We start from the raw sequence: 20,550 nt of genomic DNA on the forward strand, positions 1-20,550 counted from the left end.
CTACCTACTTGAGGATGAGCTGGCCGGTGCGCTCGAACACGGCCAGGTCGTCCAGGGTCTCGAACACCGTGGCGGAGGTCGGGGTGGGCAGGGCCCGGGGCGGGAAGAAGCCGGCGTTGGTCGTCTCGTCGGTGACGGTCAGCAGCTCGCCGGACCAGACGTCGATCCGGAACGCGACCACGAAAAGCTGGTACGTGTCGCCGTACATGTTGGTGAAGGTGCGCTCCGGGCCGGTGTAGAAGGCGAACGGGGTGACCTCCTCCGCCCGTAGCCCGGTCTCCTCCCACACCTCGCGGGCCACGCAGTCGCTGATCGACTCGCCCAGCTCCATCGCGCCGGCCGGCATCGCCCAGTCGCCGTTGTCCGAACGTTCGATCAGCAGGACCTGACCGGCCGCGTCCCGGACCACACCCCGGGCGCCGACGAACATCAGAGTCCGGTCACCGGCCAGGGTCCGGAGCTGGCCAAGGTACGATTCGGCCCACGAAATGCTGCTCATCCGATCACTCTAGGACAGTGGACCGCCCGGTGGCGGCGGCTGCGTGGGGGGCCGGTAAGACTGGACCAACGCCCGACCCGGCCGGTTCTAGCGGATGATCGGTTCGGGTCACGCGAGGGTTTCCAAAATGTGAATTGGGCCACTACTTTGTTTCGCATGCGTAGCACCATGATGGATTTGCCCCTCCAGGTCTCCCGGATCCTCGAACACGGCAGCACGGTGCACGGCAGCTCCGAGGTGGTCACCTGGGTCGGCGCCGACGCTCCCGGCGGGCCGAGCCGCCGGATGACGTACGCCGAGGTCGGAGTCGCCTCGGCCCAGCTCGCGTACGCGCTCCGCGACGACCTCGGGGTGACCGGGGACCAGCGGGTCGCCACCTTCATGTGGAACAACAACGAGCACCTGGTCGCCTACCTCGCCGTACCGAGCATGGGCGCCGTGCTGCACACCCTCAACCTGCGGCTCTTCCCCGACCAGGTCGCGTACATCGCCAACCACGCGTCCGACCGGGTGATCCTGGTCGACAGCACACTGATCCCACTGCTCGCCCGGGTGCTGCCGGAGCTCACCACGGTCGAGCACCTGGTGGTCGTCGGCGGGGGCGACCCGGCGCCGCTGGTCGAGGCGGCGGCGGCCGGTGGCCGGACGGTTGCCGTACACCACTGGGACGACCTGCTGCGGGGCAAGCCCGAGCGGTACGACTGGCCCGAGCTGGACGAGCGGGACGCGGCCGCGCTCTGCTACACCTCCGGCACGACCGGGCACCCGAAGGGCGTCGCCTACTCGCACCGGTCGATCTGGCTGCACTCGATGCAGATCTGCATGGCGGAGGGCTTCGGGCTCGGCCCGACCACCCGTGAGCTCGCCATCGTGCCGATGTTCCACGCCATGAGCTGGGGCATCCCGTACGCGGCGATGATGTCCGGCGCGTCGCTGATCATGCCGGACCGTTTCCTCCAGGGTGCGCCGATCGCCCAGATGATCGCCACCGAGCGCCCGACCCTGGCCGGCGCGGTGCCGACCATCTGGAACGACCTGCTCGGCCACCTGGACGCCAACCCGGTCGACACCTCCTCGCTGCAAGAGGTGATCATCGGCGGATCGGCCTGCCCGCCCGCGCTGATGCACGCGTTCGCCGAGCGGCACGGCATCGACGTGATCCACGCCTGGGGCATGACCGAGATGTCGCCCCTCGGTACGGTCGCCCGCCCGCCGGCCGGCGTCACCGGTGACGAACAGTGGCGCTACCGCTACACCCAGGGCCGGTTGCCGGCCGCGGTCCAGGCCCGGATCGTCGGCCCGAACGGCGAGCTGATGCCCGCCGACGGTGAGGCCGTCGGGGAGGTGGAGGTCCGGGGACCCTGGGTCACCTCCCGGTACGTCGGAGAGGACGAGCCCGACCCGGAGAAGTTCCGGGACGGTTGGCTGCGTACGGGCGACGTCGGCACCCTCTCCCCGGACGGTTACCTGGTCCTCACCGACCGGGCCAAGGATGTGATCAAGTCCGGCGGGGAGTGGATCTCCTCCGTGGAGTTGGAGAACCACCTGATGGCCCACCCGGCGGTACGCGAAGCCTGCGTGGTCGGGGTGCCGGACGACCGCTGGGACGAGCGCCCGCTCGCCGCCGTGGTACTGCGGGAGGGTGCCACCGCGTCCGCGACCGAACTGCGCGACTTCCTCGCCGAGCGGGTCGCGAAGTGGCAGCTCCCGGAACGGTGGACCTTCATCGCCGAGGTCCCCAAGACCAGCGTCGGCAAGTTCGACAAGAAGCGGATCCGCTCCACCCACGCCGCCAACACCCTCGCCGTCCAGTACCTCGACTCCTGACCCGCCTCGCGGACCAGGCTGTGGTCGTCTACTGCCCCCAGAGGGGCAACGGATGGCCACAGCCCAGGGTTAAGGGCGCCAGCCGGCAGCCTGAAGGGCGGCGCGGAGCTGGGCAATGACTTCGGCGGGGCGGTCCCGGACCACCCAGGCGGGGAAACGCAGGATCCGTACGCCGGAGATCCACAGGTCGTTCTGCCGTCGCATGTCCGCCCACCAGTGGCCCACCTCCAGGTGCTGGCCGCCGTCGATCTCCACGTGCACCCGCCATTCGTCGAAGTAGACGTCGAGATAGCGCCGCCGCCCCCGGGCGTCTGTACGCCGTACCTGCCGGCTCGGCGTAGGCAGGTCGGCTCGCCGGCAGAGCCGCAGGAAATCCGACTCCGGGACCGACGCGGCGCCGTCGCGGGCATCGGTAGCAGCGTTGATGATCAGACGCCGACGACGCACGTTGGGCATTCGAGCCAATACCGGATCCAGATCGGCGGAATTGACCAGTCGCTGCTGGAACCCAGCGGCGACAATGGCCCGCGCCTGATTGTCGGTGGCAGCCCACCGTGCGGCGTCGACCAGTGAACGGGCGGGCATAGTGCACGGCGGCAAGCCGAGTCGGTGCACGTCCGCCGGAAGCAAATGTCGGGTTCGGTGCACCACCACCCCGTACGGCGGGTCGAGATCCTTGCGGCCGGCGGGAATCAGCACATGGAGGGCTTCGCTTCGGTATCCCCGCAGTCCGAGTAACTCCAACGCGGAGAGCCCACCGAGGACCGCCCGCCGCACGCCGAGCACCGCCACCCATCGGAGCTGCTCACGGGTGAGTGGCCCGGTGTGGGCGACGTACACCCCGCGCCCGGCGAGTTGCCACCGGCCGGAGGCGACCCGGTGCCGTACCGCCTTGGGAGAAAGATGTCGCAGGGCCTGACGCCGGTCGAGTACGTCCGACTGTCGGTGCAGCAGGTGGGTCAACGGGTCGGCATCGGGCGCCGGCGGCGGTCGCAGGCCCGGTACGGCATCACGGCGCAGCATCCGCCCACCCTGTCGATCCCACCCCCGCACCGCCACCCCCGTCCCCCAACCTGTGGACAACCCCCGTGATGCCGCCACACCGTGGCCACCTACTGCCCCTGGAGGGGCCATTGACGACCACGGCGAGTTGAATGGGCGGCATGGAGTCGAGTGGGGTGGTGAGGCGGATCAGGCGCGTCGCGGAGGAGGCGGTGGCGGCGGCTGCGGCCGGCGACGCGGCGGCGTACGAACGGGCCGCGACGGAGTTGGCCGCGCGGAATCCGGAGCAGGTCGGGCTGGTGCTCGGCGGGGTGGTCCGGATGCTGCTCGAAGAGGGGCACCCCGACGGGCTGGACAGCGACGACCTGCAGGTGGTGCTGAAGCGGTGCGCCGGTGATGCCCTCGGCTGGTTCCCGGAACTGGACCCGACCGTGCTGGTGCTGCTCCTCACCGCCGCGCTCGGCGTACACCCGTCGGAGGAGGAGGCGCCACCGGTCGAACCGGCGGCGATGGCCCGGCACGCGCCGCTGCTCGTCGCCGACCTGCTCGCGGTCACCGGTCGTCCGCTCGCCGACTACCTGGACGCCGCGCTGGCCGAGATCTTCATCGTGCAGACCATGGAGCTGCCGTAACCCGTGGTGCCCCGGCCGGTTCAGTGCAGCGCGGCGGCGAGCCGCCGGTGCAGTACGGGCGCGGTCGCCGTCGGGGTGTGCAGGACCACCCGCAGCCCCTGATCCGACTCCTGCGCCGCCGAGGCGAGTACGGCCAGCAGGGTGGCGAGCTGCGCGGGCGGCTCGTCGGCGAGCAGGTCGGCGGCGTCGGTCACCACCAGCGTCCGTGGCCCCCGCGTCACGAGGTCGCGCAGGCAGTCCAGCAGCGCGTCCCAGTTGTGGCCGAAGTAGTCGGGGAACGACAGCGCCGTCGCCCAGTCGGTGAACAACCCGGCCCGGCTGCGGTTCTCGGTCCCGCTGACGACCAGCGCATCGGCGGGTGGTGCCGGGTCGGTGGACACGGTCAGCCACGGCGGCAGGTGACGTTCGCCCGCTTCAGACATCATGATCCTCTGGTCAGCCGGTGGTCCGTCGGGCCGGGCCGAGCTCGTCCCGGCCCGGCCCGACGGTACGACGGACTCGGTCAGAGCCGGTAGAAGTCGGCGTAGTGGTTCGGGGTGAACCAGGTCGCGCCGGTGGCCTTGTTGACCACGATCCGGTACGCGTCCCGGGCGGCGCCCTGCCGACGGGGGTAGACGTCGTATTCGTAGTAGGTGGCATTCGTCGGCAGCTGGCCCTCGTAGTTCATGTGCTGACCCCCGGCGTAGTTGGAGAGCCCGCCGCTCCACGAGACCCAGCCTCGGGTGGTGGGGAAGTTGCGGCTCGCCCAGCCGCTGCGGGCGGTACGCGCGTCGGCGCATCGGGAGATGGTGCACGAGCTGTAGACGGCCGCCGACGCGGAGCTGGTGTGTGACGGTGCGACCACGGCGGGTCCGACCAGCATCGCGGCGATCATGGCGGTGAGCAGGGCGAAGCTGGCGAGGAGTCGCTGCGGTCGCGACCGGACAGCCGGGGGGAGCGGGGCGGTGACGGTCATGGTGGCCTCCAGTGCCGGGGGATCCCACGGGGGTGTGCGGGTCGTGATCCATCCTCGGCAGTGAATGCCTACGCCCGAAAGAGGGCCAACGGGAAATTAATCGACGATCTACCATATGTTCCCGCCCCCTTCCGGTGACTCGGCCGGAGGTCGCACCCGGGGTCGAAATGGCGGTCCGTTGCGTCCTCGTCGGCGCCGGGCCGTAAGCTGCACTGGTTTTCCAGTGCGGGGTCCGGCGTTGTCGTGTGACCCGTACCCACCAGCTTCAGGGAGTGAGCCATGCCGGAAAAGGCTGGGCACGACAAGACCGACGACCCGATCGAGGCTGAGCTGACCGAGGGCACCGAACCGGCCGAGGGCGAGGAGCCGGGCGAGGACGCCGAGCCCAGCTTCCTGAACCGGGCCGCCCGGCGCGCCCAGGGCAAGGGTGCCACCCGACAGCAGCAGCCGCAGGGCAAGGGGAAGGCGTCCGGAGGCCGTGGTTCCGTCCAGGGACCGCGCCAGTGGGGCAACCGCCGCAGCGGCTGACCCCGGCGACACTGCCTCGGACACGTACCGGCGGTCGTTACGCCGGTTGTTCCTGGGACGTGCTGATCAGGACCTTGCCGACCGCCGAGTGCTCCACCGCCGTGTGGGCGTCGGCGGCTTCGGCGAGGGGGTAGTAGTGCAGGGGCAGTCCGGCGTCCGCGCCGACCCGGATGCCGCCCTGTGCCGCCGCCGTGGCCACGTCCTGCACGGCCTGGGCCTTCGCCGCCGCCGGCACCTGGTAGACCGTGACGAACTGCCAGCGGGCGTTCGGCGGCATCAGTCGCATCACCGGCAGCGTCAGTTCCTCGCCCCGGAACGAGTAGACGGAGACGACACCGGCGTGCCCGATCACCTGGGCGTCGACCGCCGCGTTCTGGTCGCCGGACACCTCGACGATGGTGTCCACCCCGTGCGGCGCGATCTTCTTCACCTCGGCGACCACGTCCTGCTGCCGATAGTTGATCACGTGTGAGGCGCCGGCGGCGGCGGCGAGCTGAGCCTTCTCCGACGTACTGACCGTCGCGATGACGGTCGCGTCCGCCCAGCGGGCGAGCTGGATCGCCGCGTTGCCGACCGCACCCGCGCCGCCCTGGACCAGCACCACGCGGTCGGCGAGGCTGCCCAGGTCGAGGTGGCGTGGCATGAGTTCCCCGACCGTCAGGCACCGGTGCGCGGTCAGGAACGGAATGCCGAGGGCGGCGCCCATCTCGAAGGGCACCGAACCGAGCAGCACGATCTGGCGGGACGGCACCAGGGTGTACTCGGCAGCCGTACCCCAGGGGCGTCCGGAGGCGGCCTCCCAGACCCAGACCCGTTCGCCGACCAGGGTCGAGTCGACACCCTGACCGGTCGCCTCGATCACGCCCGCCCCGTCCTGACCCGGGATCTGCCAGCCGTACGGCGGTGGGCCGGCCTTGCCGGCCCGGAACTGGACATCGGTGGGGTTGACGCCGGAGAGCGCCATCCGGACCAGTACCTCACCCGAGTCGGGTTCGGGGACCGGCTGGTCGACCAGTTCCAACACCCCCGGTTCACCGGTGCGGGTGTAGACGGCTGCCTTCATGGGGCCTCCCTGGCTGGCGCGGATGCCCCCATTTTTCCTGCTTATGGCCTGCTTTGTTGCTGTTCTCGGTTTGCCGGGACGTGGACCGAGGTGGGACGCCCACTCGCCGGGTTAGCGGTGCGGCGGCCGGGTACCCGAGTTCCTTCGGGGCTTCGGGGAGGGGTTGTGACGTTGCTCTGCACGCTCGAAACGCACGGCGGAACGTACGACAGAACGTACGGCGGAACGTACGGCGGAACGTACGACGGAACGGGCACCGGGGACGCGACGGACCGGAGGGTGGTCCGGTGACCGGCAACCGGATCGGGGACTACGGGTTCCTGGCCGACGGTCGTACCGGTGCGCTGGTCGGACGGGACGGGTCGGTGGACTGGTGGTGCCCGACGCGGTTCGACGGGCCGTCGGTCTTCGCCCGTCTGCTGGACGACAACGGCGGGCACTGGTCAATCCGCCCAGAAGAGGATTTCTCGGTCGAGCGGGCCTATCTCGACGACACCCTGGTGCTCCGTACGGTCTTCCACACCGACGGGGGCAGCGTGGCTGTCACCGACGCGCTCGCGTTCGAGCCCGGTGCGCGGGGCCACCAGATCGGACGGCGTTCCCCCGGCCTGCTGCTGCGTACGGTCGAAGGGCTCTCCGGAAGCGTCCCGCTGACGATGTCCTTCGCGCCCCGCTTCGAGTACGGCCGGGTGACGGCGTACCTGACGGTGGAAGGTCAGCGGGTCACCACGACGGCCGGGGCCACCACACTCACCCTCACCGCGAGCGTGCCGGTCCACCGCGACCACATCGACGCCTCGGCCCGCTTCACCGTCGTCGCCGGCCAGCGGGAGTGTTTCGCGGTGGCGCACTCGCCGACCTACGACGCCGGTGACGGGCAGGCGGCCGGTCCGGACGTGCCGGCGGCACTGGCCGACACCGCCGAGGGCTGGCGTTCCTGGCTGGCCCACCACGACTACCGGGGCCGCTACCGCGACCTGGTCCGGCACAACTCGCTGGTGCTCCAGGGACTGACCTACGCTCCCAGCGGTGCCGTCATCGCCGCGTTGACCACCTCGCTGCCGGAGCAGATCGGCGGGGACCGCAGCTACGACTACCGGTACGCCTGGCTGCGCGACTTCTCCCTGACCATGCGGGCACTCTGGGTGGCGGCCTGCCCCGACGAGGCGGGCCGGCTCTTCGACTGGGTGGCCAAGTCGGTCGGTCGGGTCACCATGGAACCAGTGCCGATCATGTACGGGCCGGAGGGGGAGCGGGACCTCACCGAACGCGCACTCGACACCCTCGCCGGGTACGCCGACAGCCAGCCGGTGCTGGTCGGCAACGAAGCGTGGCGGCAACGTCAGTCGGACGTACTCGGTGAGGTGGTCGACGCGGCCTGGCTGCTGCGGGACTACCTCGACCCGATGCAGGAGTCGGTCTGTCGGCTGCTGCACTCGTTGGCGGACCAGGCGGCGGCCACCTGGCACCTGCCGGACGCCGGCATGTGGGAGGCGCGTGACGCGGAGCGGCACTACATCTCGTCGAAGGTCGGCTGCTGGATGGCGCTGGACCGGGCGGTCCGGTTCGGTGGCCGGATCGGTGGTGCGCACGATGTCGCACGGTGGGCGGGTGCCCGGGACGAGGTCCGTCGCGCGGTTCTGGAGCAGGGCTGGAACGCCGAGGTCGGCGCGTACACGGGGGCCTTCGGGTCCGACCGGCTGGACGCCTCGCTGCTCGTCGTGCCGATCGCGGGCTTCCTGCCCGCGAACGATCCACGGATGTGGGCGACGATCGAGCGGATCGAGCAGGACCTGACCGAGGACGGGCTGGTCCGGCGCTGGGACGGCGACCCGGCGACCTTCTTCCCCTGTTCGTTCTGGCTGGCGAGCTGCCTCGCCCTGGCCGGCGAGCACGACCGGGCCACGCGGCTCTTCGAGTCCGTCGCCGGCCGCGCCAACGACCTGGGCCTGTTCGCCGAGCAGTTCGACCCGCGCGGTGCCGGCCCGTTGGGCAACTTTCCGCAGGCTCTCTCGCACATGGCCCTGATCAACGGGGCCTGGCATCTCACCGAGAACGCGCCCGGCGGCGTGCCTGCCGGCGTCTACACATCGACCGAGGGGGAGAGAAAATGAGCGGACGACTCGATGGCCGGCAGGCCCTCATCACCGGTTCGGACTCGGGCATCGGTCAGGCCACGGCGATCGAGTTCGCCCGGGAGGGCGCCGACGTGGTGGTCCACTACCTGCACGACCACGAGGGTGCGATGCACACCCGGGACATGGTCGAGCAGGCCGGCCAGCGCGCGACCATCGTGCGGGCGGACATCACCCAGGAGGACCAGGTCGAGGCGATGTTCGACCAGGCGCTGATCGAGTTTCCCGACCTGGACGTGCTGATGAACGACGCGGGCGTCGACTCCTCCGGCATCCCGGTCTCCGAGTTGGACACCGACACCTGGGACACCGAGATCCGGACCAACGTCTACGGCGCGTTCTTCTGCTGCCGGCGGTTCGTCCAGCACCGCAAGGAGATGGGCGGAAACGGCAAGATCATCAACATCACCTCGGTGCACCAGGAGACGCCCCGGGTCGGCGGCACCGACTACGACGTGAGCAAGGGCGCGCTGCGTAACCTGACCAACAGCCTCGCCTTGGAGGTCGCCCCGCTCAAGATCAACGTGAACAACATCGGCCCCGGAATGGTTCTCACGCCCTTCAACCAGGAGGCGATCGACAACCCGAAGGTGCTCGAGGAACAGGTGCAGAGCATCCCGTTCCGGCGGGCCGCCGAACCCTCCGAGGTCGCCCGGGTGGCGGTCTTCCTGGCCAGCCCCGACTCCGACTACGTCACCGGCTCGACGTACTTCATCGACGGCGGCCTGATGCAGAACCAGGGTCAGGGCGCCTGACCCCGGCGTCGATCGCGAGGAACTCTCGTCCCAGGCGTCACCGACGGCATCCGGGTTCGTTCTTGACCAGGGTGACCATCCGGTACGCCCATGAATGTAAGACCCTCGCCTGACCGGCAGCCCTCTGCTTGCTGGTCAGGTGAGGGTTTCACCCTGCCCGACCTGAGAGGGGCAAAGCCCGGCAATGAGCGAACACCCCCATCACCTGCCGCCGCGTGGGGAACGATGGCTGCTGCTGGCAACGACGATCGTCGGGGCCCTCGCCGCCCTGATCGGCGCCTGCGCCGGCTGCGGCAGTCTTCTGGTGAACCAGTAGGAGGCCGGGCCCTCGACCGGGCCGGGTCGAGGGCCACCTGCCGACGATCCGGTGGCGGTGGAGCCCGGTGCGCACACCCGGTCCGCCGACGAGCATGCCGATATTGCGATCACCACGTCGATTGCCGACGATACCTCTGACTCTTTGAGGAGGCCGATCGATGCAGGCGGTAGCGGTGACCGCGCAGGGCGGTCCAGAGGTGTTGCAGCTCATTGAGCAACCGGACCCGGTCCCCGGCCCCGGGCAGGTGCTGGTCCGGGTGCTCGCGGCGGTCGTACACCCGGCGGACGTCGCGGCCCGGCTCGGGCTCATCCCCGGGGGGCCGGTCGAACCGCCGTTCCTGCCCGGCTGGGACTTCGCCGGTGAGGTGGTCCAGGTCGGTGACGACGAGGCCGAGTACCGCCCCGGTGACCGGGTCGTCGGCATGGTGCCGTGGTACCGGACCCGAGGCGCGGTCGGCGCGTACGCCGAACTGATCGCCGCCGACACCGGCTGGGTCGTACCGCTGCCGGACGGGCTGAGCCCGTCGGCCGCCGCCACGGTCCCACTGAACGCGCTCACCGCACGGCAGGCGCTGCGGATGATGGCGCTGCCGCCCGCCTCCACAGTGCTGGTCACCGGTGCGAGCGGCGGGGTGGGTGGCTTCGCCGCGCAGCTCGCGGTCCGTGCCGGGCACCGGGTTCTGGCCGTCGCCGGCCGCGACGACGAGGACTGGGTACGCGACCTCGGGGTGGCCCGGGTCGTACCGAAGGATCTCGACCTGGCCGGGATCGGGCCGGTGCCGGCGGTCCTGGACGCGGTGCCGTTGGCCGAGCCGGCCGCGGCGGTGGTCGCCGACGGAGGCGTCCTGCTCACCACCCGGCCCACCCCGCCGGTCGACCCGGCTCGCGGCGTTCGGCAGCAGGTCGTCCTGATCGAGTTCGACCAGGAAGCGCTGCGCGAGCTGATCGTCGACGTCGCCGGTGGACGGCTCCGGACCCGGGTCGCGGCCACGCTGCCCCTGGCCCGGGCGGCCGAGGCCCACCGGATGGTCGAGGCCGGCGGGGTGCGCGGCAAGGTCGTGTTGACTCCGTAGTCTCCGGCCGCTCCGCCCGAGGAGCGCCGGTACGGCACGGATCCGGTACGGGTGACGTCGGTTGCCCGCACCGGATCCGTCACCGGTGGATCAGCCGGCCATGAGGGTGAACTTCTCCCAGGTGCTGATCGTGTCGCGATTGGCGATCAGCGGGTCGGCTCCGTAGTTCTCGGCGCTCACGTACCTGCCGTTCACCTTGGCTCGCAGGCTCACCGTGTTGTCCGAGTTCCTGACCAACGTGAACGTCTCCCACCCGCCGACCGCCGCCCGGTTCGCGATCAGGGGTTTCGCGCCAGCCTCCGCCGCGCTCACGTACATGTTGTTGATCTTCGCGCGCAAGGCGACGTTACCGCCACCCAGATCAACCAGCTCGAACGGTTCCCAGACGCCGACCGCGGCGGCGCCCGCGATCAGGTTGCCGGCACCGGCGCTCGACGCGCTGACGTACCTGTTGTTGATCACGGCTCGGAGGACGACCGTGCTGGTCGGCGTCGGCGTCGGTGTGGGCGTCGGAGTCGGCGTGGGGGTTGGCGTCGGGCTCGGGGGCGGCGTGCCGGTACCCGTGATCACCCGCAGCGCGTCGATCATGCCGACTGTGGTGGCCTTGTTGACGATACGGATCGTGTGCGCCCCGTTGACCAGCCCGTACCGGCTGAACACCACCTGCTGGACCTTGCGGCCTCCGGTGGCGTACAGGTTGACATTGGCCTGGAAGACATCGTCGATGTAGACGTCGACATTGCCCATGTCGCCGTTACGTTCGGTCAGGTACTCGATGCCGGTCCCGATGAAGGTGTACGACGCGGTCGCGCCGACGGTCAAGCTGTGGTGGGTGTCGTCGTTGTAGTCGCCGACCCCGCGCTTGTTGGTGATCCGCCAGTTGTCGTCGTAGGTCAGCAGGGTGTCGTTGACCATCGAACGGTTCGCGTCGAGGCCGAGCGTCGCGGCGGTACCCGTCAAGGTCTTCTCACCCTGGTTGGCCGTGCCGCGCAGGGTGGTGGCCGAGTAGCCCGAGAGCGGCTTGGCGGTGCGCTCGACGACGTAGACGGTGTTCGCCGCGGTGGCGAAGCTGACCTCGGCGGCCGAACTGGTGGCCAGGATGGCGTTGTCCGAGGTACGGCGGACCCGGACCTGCTGACCGCTCCACGGGTTAACCACCCGGGCCTGCTTGCCGTACTGGCTCCGGATGCCGACGTACTTGACCTCGCCGGCCTCACGCTCCGAACTGACCAGGAAACCGTCCTTGGCGAGCAGGGTGAACTTGCCGACGAAACTGGAGTCGGTCGGCACGGCCGGGAAGACCCGGATCTTGTCGTTGTACGACTGCATCAGCGACTCGTTCATCGCCATCAGGTGGACGCCGAGGTATTCGAAGACGCCGTTGTCGTTGACGGTCAGTCCGTTGGGAAGGTGCTGGTAGTTCTGCAGCATCAACTTCATGCCCTGGAACGCCTCGTTACCCATGCCCAGCCGGGCCGCGTGCACGTGGTCGTTCGCCCAGATGTTGTCGTACGGGTGCGGGCGCGTGTTCCAGGTGTTGATCGCGGTCTGCTGGTCGGGGTAGCCGATACCGGTCTGGTCGTTGGGCCAGACCAGCTCCAACGCGACGTTCTCACCGTTGCGGTTCTGCGACGTCGGCAGGTCGTACGGCAGGTAGGTGCCGTTCTGAACCTGGTACGGCGCGAGCTTGTCCACGATCGTCTGCCAGTTGGTCCGCAACCCGGCGTCGAGACCGAGTTGGTTGCTGACCTGAATCGTGATCGGGAAGAGCAGCCGTACGGCGGCCAGGTCGCTGATGGCGTTGCGGACGTCCCAGTACGTCTCACGGGCGTTGGAACTCGCCATGTAGTACTGACCGGTGGCGGCGTCGTACGAGAGCCGGTCCTCGTAGAACTTCACCACGTCCCGCATGAACGGGTACGCGGTATCACGCAGGTACGCCTCGTCGTTGGTGTACCGGTACTGCAAATACATCTGGTAGGCGGCCTCCGGGCCGGTCGAGTAGATGTCGTTGACGAAATCGCTGTTGACGGTGCCGCGGGCGTTGCCGTCCCAGCCCATCGTCTCCGGCACCCAGAGCCCGTCACTGCCGTACCGGGCGGTGGTGTACGACTTCAGCGCGTCGAAGTTGCGGCTGTAGAGCCGGTTGTTCGCGGCCTTCAGCTCGACGTGGTTGGAGGCGTAGAACGAGTGGTAGACAGCGCGCTGGTTCCAGTGCCAATAGGCATTGGTCCACTTTGACTCGTCCTGGGTCGCCCGGAACACGCCGTTGATGAAGTGCATCGGGTAGTTGCCGTAGCCACCGGCGGCGATCATGTACGTCGCGAGGTAGTAGGCGTTTTCCAGGTAGTTGGCGTCACCGGCGGAGTTGGAGTACTGGACGAACGACTTCTCCCAGAACGCGTGCCACCAGTTGCGGTAGTTGTTCAGCGTGGTGCCGTACCCGGTGTTCTTGACCGAGGCGAGCTGGTTGCGGGCCTGGGTGACCGAGTTGAGGCCGGGGGAGTTGATCCGGCTGGCCGCGGTGAACCAGATCGTGTAGCTGGAGGTCGGGGTGATGTTCAGCCGTACCTGCCTGCCGCCCACGACCTGCGAGGTGTAGCTCGCGCCTTCGACGGTGGCGGCCAGGGTGTAGCCGAAGTTGTTCGGGTCGGTCTGGCCCCGGCTGATGCCGACGCCGGCCGTGTCGGCGAAGGTGGAGTACGTGCGCCAGGTGTTCAGGTCCGGCACGTCGGCGATGTTCTGCACCGTGTTCGGGTCCCAGAGGCTCAGGTCGAGCCCGACGCTGGTGACCCCGGGGCGGGTGTCCTCGACGTGGATGCCCATCACCTCGGAGTTGGGCGCGCCCATCACGGTCACCGTGCGGTTGCTGTCGTACTTCGTGGTCAGCGTTCCGTCATAGAGCGACAGCCGCTGCTGGAACGTGGTGTACCCGGTGTCCATCTGCGGGTCGCTGAACAGGTTGACGTTGCCTGCCGCGTAGGCGGACTGTTCGGCGAGGTCCACGCCGGAGACCTGCATCGAGAGGCCGTTCTGGCTCCAGACCATCGCGCCGGTCCGCCCGTTACCGACCGTGAGGCCGCTCAGCGGGTTGGTGTTCGGCCGGTTGTAGACGACGTCGTGCTTCGACAGATAACTGGCGTAGTCGATGTCGAGTGTTCCGGTGCCGGAGTTGAACGCGGTATCCGTCGTCGCCGCCGGTGACGGTTCAGGCGGCACGGCGGCGACCAAGCCACCCGCGAGCAGGGCAACTGCCGCGATACGTAGTGGCGTACCGAACTTCATCTACGCGATCCTTTCGAAATTACCCGCCCGGCGCCGTGATCTGGTCACCGACCGATCAGAACCGGGGTGGTTTCAGGCTGTTGTGCCTGGTGGCAGTCGCGGGGACAGCACCAGTCGGCGGGACCGGTGCCGGCGGCTTGCGCCACCGGCACCGGTCCCGCCGACGTGGGTTGCGAGACCCGTGGAGATCAGAGAATCGTGAGGGTGAACTTCTCCCAGGTGCTGATCGTGTCGCGATTGGCGATCAGCGGGTCGGCTCCGTAGTTCTCGGCGCTCACGTACCTGCCGTTCACCTTGGCTCGCAGGCTCACCGTGTTGTCCGAGTTCCTGACCAACGTGAACGTCTCCCACCCGCCGACCGCCGCCCGGTTCGCGATCAACGGTTTCGCGCCAGCCTCCGCCGCGCTCACGTACATGTTGTTGATCTTCGCGCGCAAGGCGACGTTACCGCCACCCAGATCAACCAGCTCGAACGGTTCCCAGACGCCGATCGCGGCGGCGCCCGCGATCAGGTTGCCGGCACCGGCGCTCGACGCGCTGACGTACTTGTTGTTGATCACCGCTCGCAGTGCGATCGGGCCGGTCGGCAGTGGGTTTCCGCCGACAGGCGGGTTTTCCCCGGCAGGCGGATTCTGCGTGAGGGCCTGCCAGAAGTTGATGTTCAGCGGGCCGCCCAGGAACTCGAGTCGGACGGTGTGGTGCTTCCCGGCGACGAGGGAGAAGGCCCCCGCGTCGATCGTCTGGTAGTTCTGCCAGCCGCCGGTGTTCGGTACGGAGACGGCCGGTCCGGCGACGCCGTCGATGACGAAGCGGAGCTTGGCGTCCGTGTTCGGGGTGGAGACCCGGGCCTTCAACGTGACCGCGTTCTGGAGCGGGATCTCCTGCCACTGCAACCACTCGCCGTTGCTGGTCGAGCCGACGTTCCAACCGCCACCGGTGTCGAGCGATGCCTGGACGTCGAGGTCACCGGCGCGGTACACACCGTACGCATTGCTCGGCGTGCTGTCGCTGTAGCTGTCGGCGGTCTCCGCCTCGACCCGCATGTCGGTCGGGAACGGGTTCCTGGAATAGCGACGCAGGACGTTCAGCATCTGATTGGGATAGTCGACCCGCCGCTCCGCGTACGTCCCGGCGGCCATCCGCCAGACTGCCGCGTTCTCTTCCCAGTCGGTGAAGCCCTCAACGAGGGTTGCCGCCGCACCGCTGTTCACGGTGGTGTTCAGGTTGTTGGCGAACGCCTGGCCATGGTTGGGGTCGATCACCATGTTGGTGGTGTCTCGCACGACGTAGAAGCCGGGCACGGCCACGCCGTAGCTCCGGCCGTTGAAGGTGATGAGCGAACGCCCGCCATTGGGCATGTTGAACCAGGCGTTCGAGCCGTTCGCGACGGTGCTGACCGCCGGGTCCCGCTCCATCCAGGTGCGGTCGAGGTTGAAGAACGGGTCTACCCCGAACTCAGCCTTTGCCCGGTCACGGACGTGCTGCAACATCCTCGCCGAGTTGCCGTCGCCCTGATTGACGAAGAAGCTGTCGCTCAGCGACCACTCGTAGACCACCGGCCTTCCGTCAATCTTGAAGCGCAGGTTGTCCGGTACGCCGGTGAAGAAGGCACGCAGATTGTTGTCCCAGATGTACTTGTAACCGCCCTCGCCGGTGCCGTCCGCGTCGGCGATGTCGAAGGGCGGGTCGTAGCCACCGCGCTTGTGCACGGCCAGGTTCTTCTTGTCGGTCATCGAAGCCGGAGTGTCGTCGAACGCGGCGATCTTGAGCCGGTCGGCGACGCCCCGACGGTTGATCGCGTCGACGAGCTCGGTCAGCAACCGAGGGTCGCCGCCGCCGTTCGGCACCGCGCTTCCTGGGGCGTACCCGCGCAGGACGGGGGCGACGAAGTCGACGCCAGAGGTCACCAGTTCCTCGACGTAGTTGTCCCAGAACTTCGCTCGGTCGCCGCTGGTGACCAGGTACATCGGCAGGTTGAAGATCGTGCTCCCGTTGCCCGGGTAGGAGCCGTTGAGGGTGCCACCACTCAAACCGAACGTCACGCCACCCGGCCCGGTCGCGGTGGCCGTACGACCGGGGAGGCTGGTGCCGCCGGTGACAACCACCGGAGTGTCGGCCGCGGTGGCGGCCGTCGCGGTCGCGCCCAGGGTGCCGGCGGGAAAGATCATGGCGAGACCCAGCATGAGCGCGGCTCGACGGAAATTCCTGTGACTGGGTCGTCCAGGCCCATCTGACATACGTGCTTCCTTTTCTTGCTACTGCGGTCAGCCGGACGCTGATCAGCGATGCCGCTGACAGACCCGACGTCAGCGGAAGTTGCCTCGCTGACGTCGGTGGCCGGTGCACGGCGGACAGGGATCGCTGCCGGAATCGGGTTCCGACGGGCGGAAAGGTCCCTGATGATTACAAGACGTGTCCGGGTCGCGTCCCTCCGGAATAAGCTCTGATACCTCACCGAACCTGAATGGATTGCGCGATCAGGACACACGGTTGACGGCCGTGCCGGTGTATTGGTTCAAAGGTTTCTTGTAACCGATGGTGGGTGGCCTCGCCACGCAGCTCGTGCGGGGCGGGCGGCAAGGTCGTGTTGACTCCGCAGCGAGCAGCGAGCAGCGGGCAGCGAGCAGCGGGCAGCGGGATCGGCGGACGGTGGACGTCAGAGCGCGGCGGCGCCGGCCTCGGCGACGGTCTGGTCCTGGTTGTCGTCACCGCCGCTGACGCCGATCCCGCCGATCACCTTGCCGTCGCGGAGCAGCGGGATACCGCCCGCGAAGATGACCACCCGGCCGCCGTTCGTGGTGTGGATGCCGAAGAACGGTTGCCCCGGTTGTGCGTTGCCGGCCAGGTCCTTGGTCGCGATGTCGAACGCCCGTGCGGTCCACGCCTTGTTGACGCTGATGTCGATACTGCCGATCCAGGCGCCGTCCATTCGGACCTGGGCGAGCAGGTTGCCCCCGTGGTCCACCACCGCGATGTTCTCCGGTTGGCCGATCTCGTTGGCGCGTGCCTCGGCGGCGGCGATCAACCGACGCGCGTCGGCGAGTGTCAGAGCGGACATGTGCACCCCTCGATGTTGATGGCATCCACCGCCGGTTCAGGCGGCCGGCTTCAGTACGACCTTGGAATAGCCGTCCTCGCGACGATCGAACCGGGCGTACGCGTCCGGCGCCTCCTCCAGTGACAGCCGCTTGCTCACCACGAAGCCCGGCTTCGCCCGCCCGGCGATGATCAGGTCCCGCAACTGCTGGTTGTACGCCTTCACGTTGGCCTGCCCGGTCCCCATCCGTTGGCCCTTCTCGAAGAACTTGCCGGCCTTGAAGAGCAGTTCGCCGTGGCGTGAGTGCTCGTCGGGTGCGCCCGGATCCGACGGCAGGTAGAGCCCGACCACCCCGATCCGGCCGGTCGCCCGGACGATCTCCACCAGGCTGTTCAGCACCAGGGCGGGCTGTTCCTCCCCGCCGGTCCCGTGGGCCTGGTAGCCCACCGCGTCGACGCCCTTGTCGGTGCCGTCGCCGTTGGTCTGGTCCAGGATCTGCATCACCGGATCGCCCTTGCTGAAGTCGATCGGGATCGCCCCGATCGACTCCGCCAGCCGCAGCCGCCCCGGCACCCGGTCGACCACGAAGACCTTGGCCGCGCCGATGAGCATCGCGGAGTACGCGGCCATCAGGCCGACCGGCCCGCCGCCCATCACCGCCACGGACTCGCCCGGTCGCACGTCGGCGAGGGCGGTGCCGTGGTAGCCGGTGGGGAAGATGTCGGCGAGCATGGCGAAGTCGTCCTCAAGCTCGTCACCCGGGGGCAGCGCGAGGCAGTTGAAGTCGGCGAACGGTACGCGCAGGTACTCCGCCTGCCCACCTCGGTACGGCCCCATCGCGGCGTAGCCGTAAGCGCCACCGGCGAAGTTCGGGTTGACCGTCAGGCAGAACCCGGTGTTGCCGGCGAAGCAGTTCTTGCAGAACCCGCAGGCCACGTTGAACGGGATCGAGACCCGGTCGCCCTTGCGGACCCGGGCCACCCCGGGGCCCACCTCGGTCACGATGCCCATGTTCTCGTGGCCGAAGACCATGCCCGGTTGCGCCTTGGTCCGACCCTCGTACATGTGCAGGTCGGAACCGCAGATGGCGGTGCTGGTGATCTTCAGGATGACGTCGTTCGGGTCCTCGATGCGCGGGTCCTCGACGTTCTCCACGGTGACGTTGTTCGCCCCGTGGTAGACCACAGCTCTCATCTCGGCTCAGCTCCTGTCCGCACCCGGGATCCTGTTAACGACCCTAGGTCCGGCAGGGGGCACAGAGGCTGGATATGCGGAACGGCGAACGCCGCGCTGAGCTGCGACATTCGCCGTTCCGAGGGTTCCGTGCTCGGTGGCGCGGGGCCTACCGCACGCCGGGTGCGACGTCTACTGCACGCCGAGTACGTCGACCACGAAGCGCAGCGTGCCGCCCGGGGCGCCGTTGGTCGGGTTCTCGCCGTACGCGAGGGCGGCCGGGATGTCGAGCTGGATCCGGCTGCCGACCTTCGCGCCGACCAGGCCCTGGTCCCAGCCCGGGATGACCTGGCCGACACCGAGCTGGAACGTGATCGGCTCGGACCGGCTCCAGGAGGAGTCGAACTCCTTGCCGTCGGCGTAGGTGACGCCGACGTAGTTCGCGGAGATCTGCTGGCCGGCCTGGGCCGCCGGACCCGTTCCCTCGATCAGGGTGGTCGGGGTCAGCTTGGTCACCTCGCCGGTGCCCTTGGCGACTGCTGGCTTCTGGGCCAGTGCCGGGTCGGCACCGTCGGGCAGCGGCGGGAACTCCGCGTTCGCCGGCGGCTGCGCGCCGGGGGCGGCGGGATCGGCCGGGGCGGCGGGATCAGCCGGGGCGCTGGCGCCGGGGTCCGAGGCGACACCGTTGTCCGCCGGGTCGTCCTTGCCGGTGTTGTCCAGGGCGATGAACGCGATGACGATCACGGCGATCACGGCCAGGCCGGCGAGCGCGCCGGCGAGTGCCTGACGGCGGCGCTTCGCGGCCGCGGCCTTCGCCTTGGCGGCCTTGGCCAGGGCGCGCTTCTCGGACTTGGTCAGCGGAGCCTCGTCGCCGGTCACGTTGGCGGGGCGGCTCTGGACCTGATCACTCATGGGTGTCGGCTCCTGCAGAAGAGGTCGGGGCGGGCGGCCTCGCCCGGGGGTGTTCTGATCGAAAGGCTCTGCATACGGTACTCGGCCGGCCGCGATTTGACCCTGGAGCGGGTGATCATTCCTGGTTCGGGCGGCCGGCGTTCCGAGTGCACCGGGCACCGGACGTACGCGCTCCCGCCGGGTGAGGTCCGGCTGGTGGTACGGGCCACGCCGACCCGTCGGCCCGTACGCGGCTCACATTCTCAGGCGGATTTGCGAGTGCTCTTCTTCGCCGGGGTGGCCTTCTTCGCACCGGTCGACTTGGCTCCGGTGGACTTCGCCCCGCCCGATTTCGTACCGGCGGATTTTGCCGCCGTGGATGTGGCGCCGGTCGATTTTGTGCCGGCCGCCTTCTTCTGGGCGGTCTTCTTCGCTGGCGCCTTTGCGGCAGTTTTTGTCGCCTTGGCCGCCTTCGCCGCCTGCTGGGCGGATTTCGCGGCCGAGATCGGCGTGGCCTTGGCCACCCCGCCGCCGGACGGTTCCTCGCCCCGCGCGGCCCGCGCCCGGTCCACCGAGGCGCGCAGCGCGGCCATCAGGTCGACGGCCGCCGCCGGGGCCTCCTCCGCCTCCTCCGGCTGCACCACCTCACGCCCCTCCACCTTCGCGTCGATGACCTCCTGCAACGCCGCCCGGTAGTCGTCGGTGAACGCATCCGGCTGGAACTCCCCGGCCATCGAGTCGATCAATGAGCTGGCCATCGCCAGCTCCGGCGGGCGTACGGAGATGTCCTCGTCGAGGAAGTTGAAGGTGGGGACACGTACCTCGTCGGGCCAGAGCATCGTGTTGAGCAGCAGCACCCCGTCCCGGACCCGCAGGGTGGCGAGCTGTTCGCGCTGGCGCAGCGCCACCTTGACGATCGCGACCCGGTCGGAGTCGATCAGCGCGTCCCGGAGCAGCACGTACGGCTTGGTCGCGGCGCCGTCCGGCTCCAGGAAGTACGCCTTGTTGTAGAGGATCGGGTCCACCTGCTCGGCCGGTACGAACTCCAGCACGTCGATCGCGTGCGAGGTGGTCAACGGCAGTTCGGCGAAATCATCGTCGGTGAGGATCACCATCTCGCCGCCGCCCAGGTCGTACCCCTTGGCGATGTCGTCGTAGCTGACCTCCTCGCCGTCGATCGAGCAGGTACGTTTGTACTTGATCCGCCCGCCGTCGGTCCGGTGCACCTGATGGAAGCGAATGTCTTTTTCCTCGGTGGCTGAATAGAGCCTTACCCCGATGGACACCAGGCCGAATGAGACCGCGCCCCGCCAGATAGCCCGCATTCCCCGCTCCTTTCCCCGGTATTGACCAGGATTGCATCTGGTGGAAGATGGG

At 68.9% G+C, this 20,550-nt stretch carries 18 protein-coding genes; 7 read left to right on the forward strand and 11 right to left on the reverse strand.

Features of this window, described 5'->3' with window-relative positions:
- Positions 1-4: 4 nt before the first annotated feature.
- Positions 5-499: an NUDIX domain-containing protein gene (locus BDK92_RS20735; RefSeq protein WP_246017155.1), complete on the reverse strand. Its 495-nt coding sequence runs from the start codon at positions 497-499 to the stop codon at positions 5-7.
- A gap of 156 nt (positions 500-655) precedes the next feature.
- Here BDK92_RS20735 and BDK92_RS20740 point away from each other — a divergent pair, with 156 nt between their 5' ends.
- Entirely contained in the window at positions 656-2,326 is a 1,671-nt protein-coding gene (locus BDK92_RS20740) for a fatty acid--CoA ligase (protein WP_121158215.1), read from the forward strand.
- Between the two features lie 69 nt (positions 2,327-2,395).
- Here BDK92_RS20740 and BDK92_RS20745 read toward each other — a convergent pair whose 3' ends face one another.
- Positions 2,396-3,349 carry a PDDEXK family nuclease gene (locus BDK92_RS20745; RefSeq protein WP_121158216.1) on the reverse strand — a complete coding sequence of 318 codons (954 nt, stop codon included), beginning with the start codon at positions 3,347-3,349 and terminating at the stop codon, positions 2,396-2,398.
- 158 nt (positions 3,350-3,507) lie between these two features.
- Here BDK92_RS20745 and BDK92_RS20750 point away from each other — a divergent pair, with 158 nt between their 5' ends.
- The gene (locus BDK92_RS20750) at positions 3,508-3,960 is read left to right on the forward strand and encodes a hypothetical protein (protein WP_246017156.1); all 453 of its coding nucleotides are present in this window, start codon (positions 3,508-3,510) and stop codon (positions 3,958-3,960) included.
- Between the two features lie 20 nt (positions 3,961-3,980).
- Here the strand turns inward: BDK92_RS20750 and BDK92_RS20755 are convergent, their stop codons facing one another.
- A complete protein-coding gene (locus tag BDK92_RS20755) occupies positions 3,981-4,382 on the reverse strand; it encodes a barstar family protein (RefSeq protein WP_121162434.1) in 402 nt (133 codons plus the stop codon).
- Between the two features lie 80 nt (positions 4,383-4,462).
- Positions 4,463-4,915 carry a ribonuclease domain-containing protein gene (locus BDK92_RS20760; RefSeq protein WP_121158218.1) on the reverse strand — a complete coding sequence of 151 codons (453 nt, stop codon included), beginning with the start codon at positions 4,913-4,915 and terminating at the stop codon, positions 4,463-4,465.
- A gap of 279 nt (positions 4,916-5,194) precedes the next feature.
- On the opposite strand from BDK92_RS20760, the gene BDK92_RS20765 reads away from it, so the two are divergent.
- The gene (locus tag BDK92_RS20765) at positions 5,195-5,443 is read left to right on the forward strand and encodes a hypothetical protein (protein WP_121158219.1); all 249 of its coding nucleotides are present in this window, start codon (positions 5,195-5,197) and stop codon (positions 5,441-5,443) included.
- Positions 5,444-5,480: 37 nt separating this feature from the next.
- On the opposite strand, the gene BDK92_RS20770 is transcribed toward BDK92_RS20765, so the two are convergent.
- Positions 5,481-6,506, reverse strand: coding sequence for an NADPH:quinone reductase (locus BDK92_RS20770; RefSeq protein WP_121158220.1), 1,026 nt, complete (start codon positions 6,504-6,506; stop codon positions 5,481-5,483).
- Positions 6,507-6,793: 287 nt separating this feature from the next.
- On the opposite strand from BDK92_RS20770, the gene BDK92_RS20775 reads away from it, so the two are divergent.
- From BDK92_RS20775 to BDK92_RS20785, 4 genes are all read left to right on the forward strand, one after another.
- The gene (locus BDK92_RS20775) at positions 6,794-8,620 is read left to right on the forward strand and encodes a glycoside hydrolase family 15 protein (RefSeq protein ID WP_121158221.1); all 1,827 of its coding nucleotides are present in this window, start codon (positions 6,794-6,796) and stop codon (positions 8,618-8,620) included.
- Entirely contained in the window at positions 8,617-9,396 is a 780-nt protein-coding gene (locus tag BDK92_RS20780) for a glucose 1-dehydrogenase (RefSeq protein WP_121158222.1), read from the forward strand. The genes BDK92_RS20775 and BDK92_RS20780 overlap by 4 nt, the downstream gene beginning before the upstream one ends.
- 184 nt (positions 9,397-9,580) lie before the next feature.
- Positions 9,581-9,712, forward strand: a complete 132-nt coding sequence (locus tag BDK92_RS40835) for a hypothetical protein (protein ID WP_281278630.1) — start codon at positions 9,581-9,583, stop codon at positions 9,710-9,712.
- A gap of 160 nt (positions 9,713-9,872) precedes the next feature.
- Positions 9,873-10,787 (forward strand): NADP-dependent oxidoreductase, encoded by a 915-nt coding sequence (locus BDK92_RS20785; RefSeq protein ID WP_121158223.1) that lies wholly within the window; start codon positions 9,873-9,875, stop codon positions 10,785-10,787.
- Positions 10,788-10,877: 90 nt separating this feature from the next.
- Here BDK92_RS20785 and BDK92_RS20790 read toward each other — a convergent pair whose 3' ends face one another.
- The 6 genes from BDK92_RS20790 to ku all read right to left on the reverse strand — a co-directional run bounded on the left by BDK92_RS20790 (position 10,878) and on the right by ku (position 20,498).
- On the reverse strand, positions 10,878-14,072 hold the full coding sequence (locus BDK92_RS20790) for a fascin domain-containing protein (RefSeq protein ID WP_246017157.1): 3,195 nt from the start codon (positions 14,070-14,072) through the stop codon (positions 10,878-10,880).
- A gap of 188 nt (positions 14,073-14,260) precedes the next feature.
- The gene (locus BDK92_RS20795; protein ID WP_170208633.1) at positions 14,261-16,240 is read right to left on the reverse strand and encodes a DUF5010 domain-containing protein; all 1,980 of its coding nucleotides are present in this window, start codon (positions 16,238-16,240) and stop codon (positions 14,261-14,263) included.
- Positions 16,241-16,728: 488 nt separating this feature from the next.
- Positions 16,729-17,130 (reverse strand): GlcG/HbpS family heme-binding protein, encoded by a 402-nt coding sequence (locus BDK92_RS20800; protein WP_121158225.1) that lies wholly within the window; start codon positions 17,128-17,130, stop codon positions 16,729-16,731.
- Positions 17,131-17,166: 36 nt separating this feature from the next.
- Positions 17,167-18,303 carry a glutathione-independent formaldehyde dehydrogenase gene (locus BDK92_RS20805; protein ID WP_121158226.1) on the reverse strand — a complete coding sequence of 379 codons (1,137 nt, stop codon included), beginning with the start codon at positions 18,301-18,303 and terminating at the stop codon, positions 17,167-17,169.
- Between the two features lie 171 nt (positions 18,304-18,474).
- Entirely contained in the window at positions 18,475-19,194 is a 720-nt protein-coding gene (locus BDK92_RS20810) for an FKBP-type peptidyl-prolyl cis-trans isomerase (RefSeq protein WP_121158227.1), read from the reverse strand.
- Between the two features lie 242 nt (positions 19,195-19,436).
- Positions 19,437-20,498 carry a non-homologous end joining protein Ku gene (gene ku, locus BDK92_RS20815; protein WP_121158228.1) on the reverse strand — a complete coding sequence of 354 codons (1,062 nt, stop codon included), beginning with the start codon at positions 20,496-20,498 and terminating at the stop codon, positions 19,437-19,439.
- Between the last annotated feature and the right edge of the window lie 52 nt (positions 20,499-20,550).

The organism is Micromonospora pisi, from assembly GCF_003633685.1.
GTDB lineage: Bacteria > Actinomycetota > Actinomycetes > Mycobacteriales > Micromonosporaceae > Micromonospora_G > Micromonospora_G pisi.

Excerpts from the sequence above, each read along its gene's own strand:
- BDK92_RS20785 (WP_121158223.1), top strand. The coding sequence starts at position 9,873 with ATGCAGGCGGTAGCGGTGACCGCGCAGGGCGGTCCAGAGGTGTTGCAG.
- BDK92_RS20755 (WP_121162434.1), bottom strand. The coding sequence starts at position 4,382 with ATGTCTGAAGCGGGCGAACGTCACCTGCCGCCGTGGCTGACCGTGTCC.
- ku (WP_121158228.1), bottom strand. The coding sequence starts at position 20,498 with ATGCGGGCTATCTGGCGGGGCGCGGTCTCATTCGGCCTGGTGTCCATC.
- BDK92_RS20805 (WP_121158226.1), bottom strand. The coding sequence starts at position 18,303 with ATGAGAGCTGTGGTCTACCACGGGGCGAACAACGTCACCGTGGAGAAC.
- BDK92_RS20795 (WP_170208633.1), bottom strand. The coding sequence starts at position 16,240 with ATGATCTTTCCCGCCGGCACCCTGGGCGCGACCGCGACGGCCGCCACC.
- BDK92_RS20800 (WP_121158225.1), bottom strand. The coding sequence starts at position 17,130 with ATGTCCGCTCTGACACTCGCCGACGCGCGTCGGTTGATCGCCGCCGCC.
- BDK92_RS20770 (WP_121158220.1), bottom strand. The coding sequence starts at position 6,506 with ATGAAGGCAGCCGTCTACACCCGCACCGGTGAACCGGGGGTGTTGGAA.
- BDK92_RS20790 (WP_246017157.1), bottom strand. The coding sequence starts at position 14,072 with ATGAAGTTCGGTACGCCACTACGTATCGCGGCAGTTGCCCTGCTCGCG.
- BDK92_RS20760 (WP_121158218.1), bottom strand. The coding sequence starts at position 4,915 with ATGACCGTCACCGCCCCGCTCCCCCCGGCTGTCCGGTCGCGACCGCAG.
- BDK92_RS20745 (WP_121158216.1), bottom strand. The coding sequence starts at position 3,349 with ATGCTGCGCCGTGATGCCGTACCGGGCCTGCGACCGCCGCCGGCGCCC.
- BDK92_RS20810 (WP_121158227.1), bottom strand. The coding sequence starts at position 19,194 with ATGAGTGATCAGGTCCAGAGCCGCCCCGCCAACGTGACCGGCGACGAG.
- BDK92_RS20735 (WP_246017155.1), bottom strand. The coding sequence starts at position 499 with ATGAGCAGCATTTCGTGGGCCGAATCGTACCTTGGCCAGCTCCGGACC.
- BDK92_RS20740 (WP_121158215.1), top strand. The coding sequence starts at position 656 with ATGCGTAGCACCATGATGGATTTGCCCCTCCAGGTCTCCCGGATCCTC.
- BDK92_RS40835 (WP_281278630.1), top strand. The coding sequence starts at position 9,581 with ATGAGCGAACACCCCCATCACCTGCCGCCGCGTGGGGAACGATGGCTG.
- BDK92_RS20765 (WP_121158219.1), top strand. The coding sequence starts at position 5,195 with ATGCCGGAAAAGGCTGGGCACGACAAGACCGACGACCCGATCGAGGCT.
- BDK92_RS20780 (WP_121158222.1), top strand. The coding sequence starts at position 8,617 with ATGAGCGGACGACTCGATGGCCGGCAGGCCCTCATCACCGGTTCGGAC.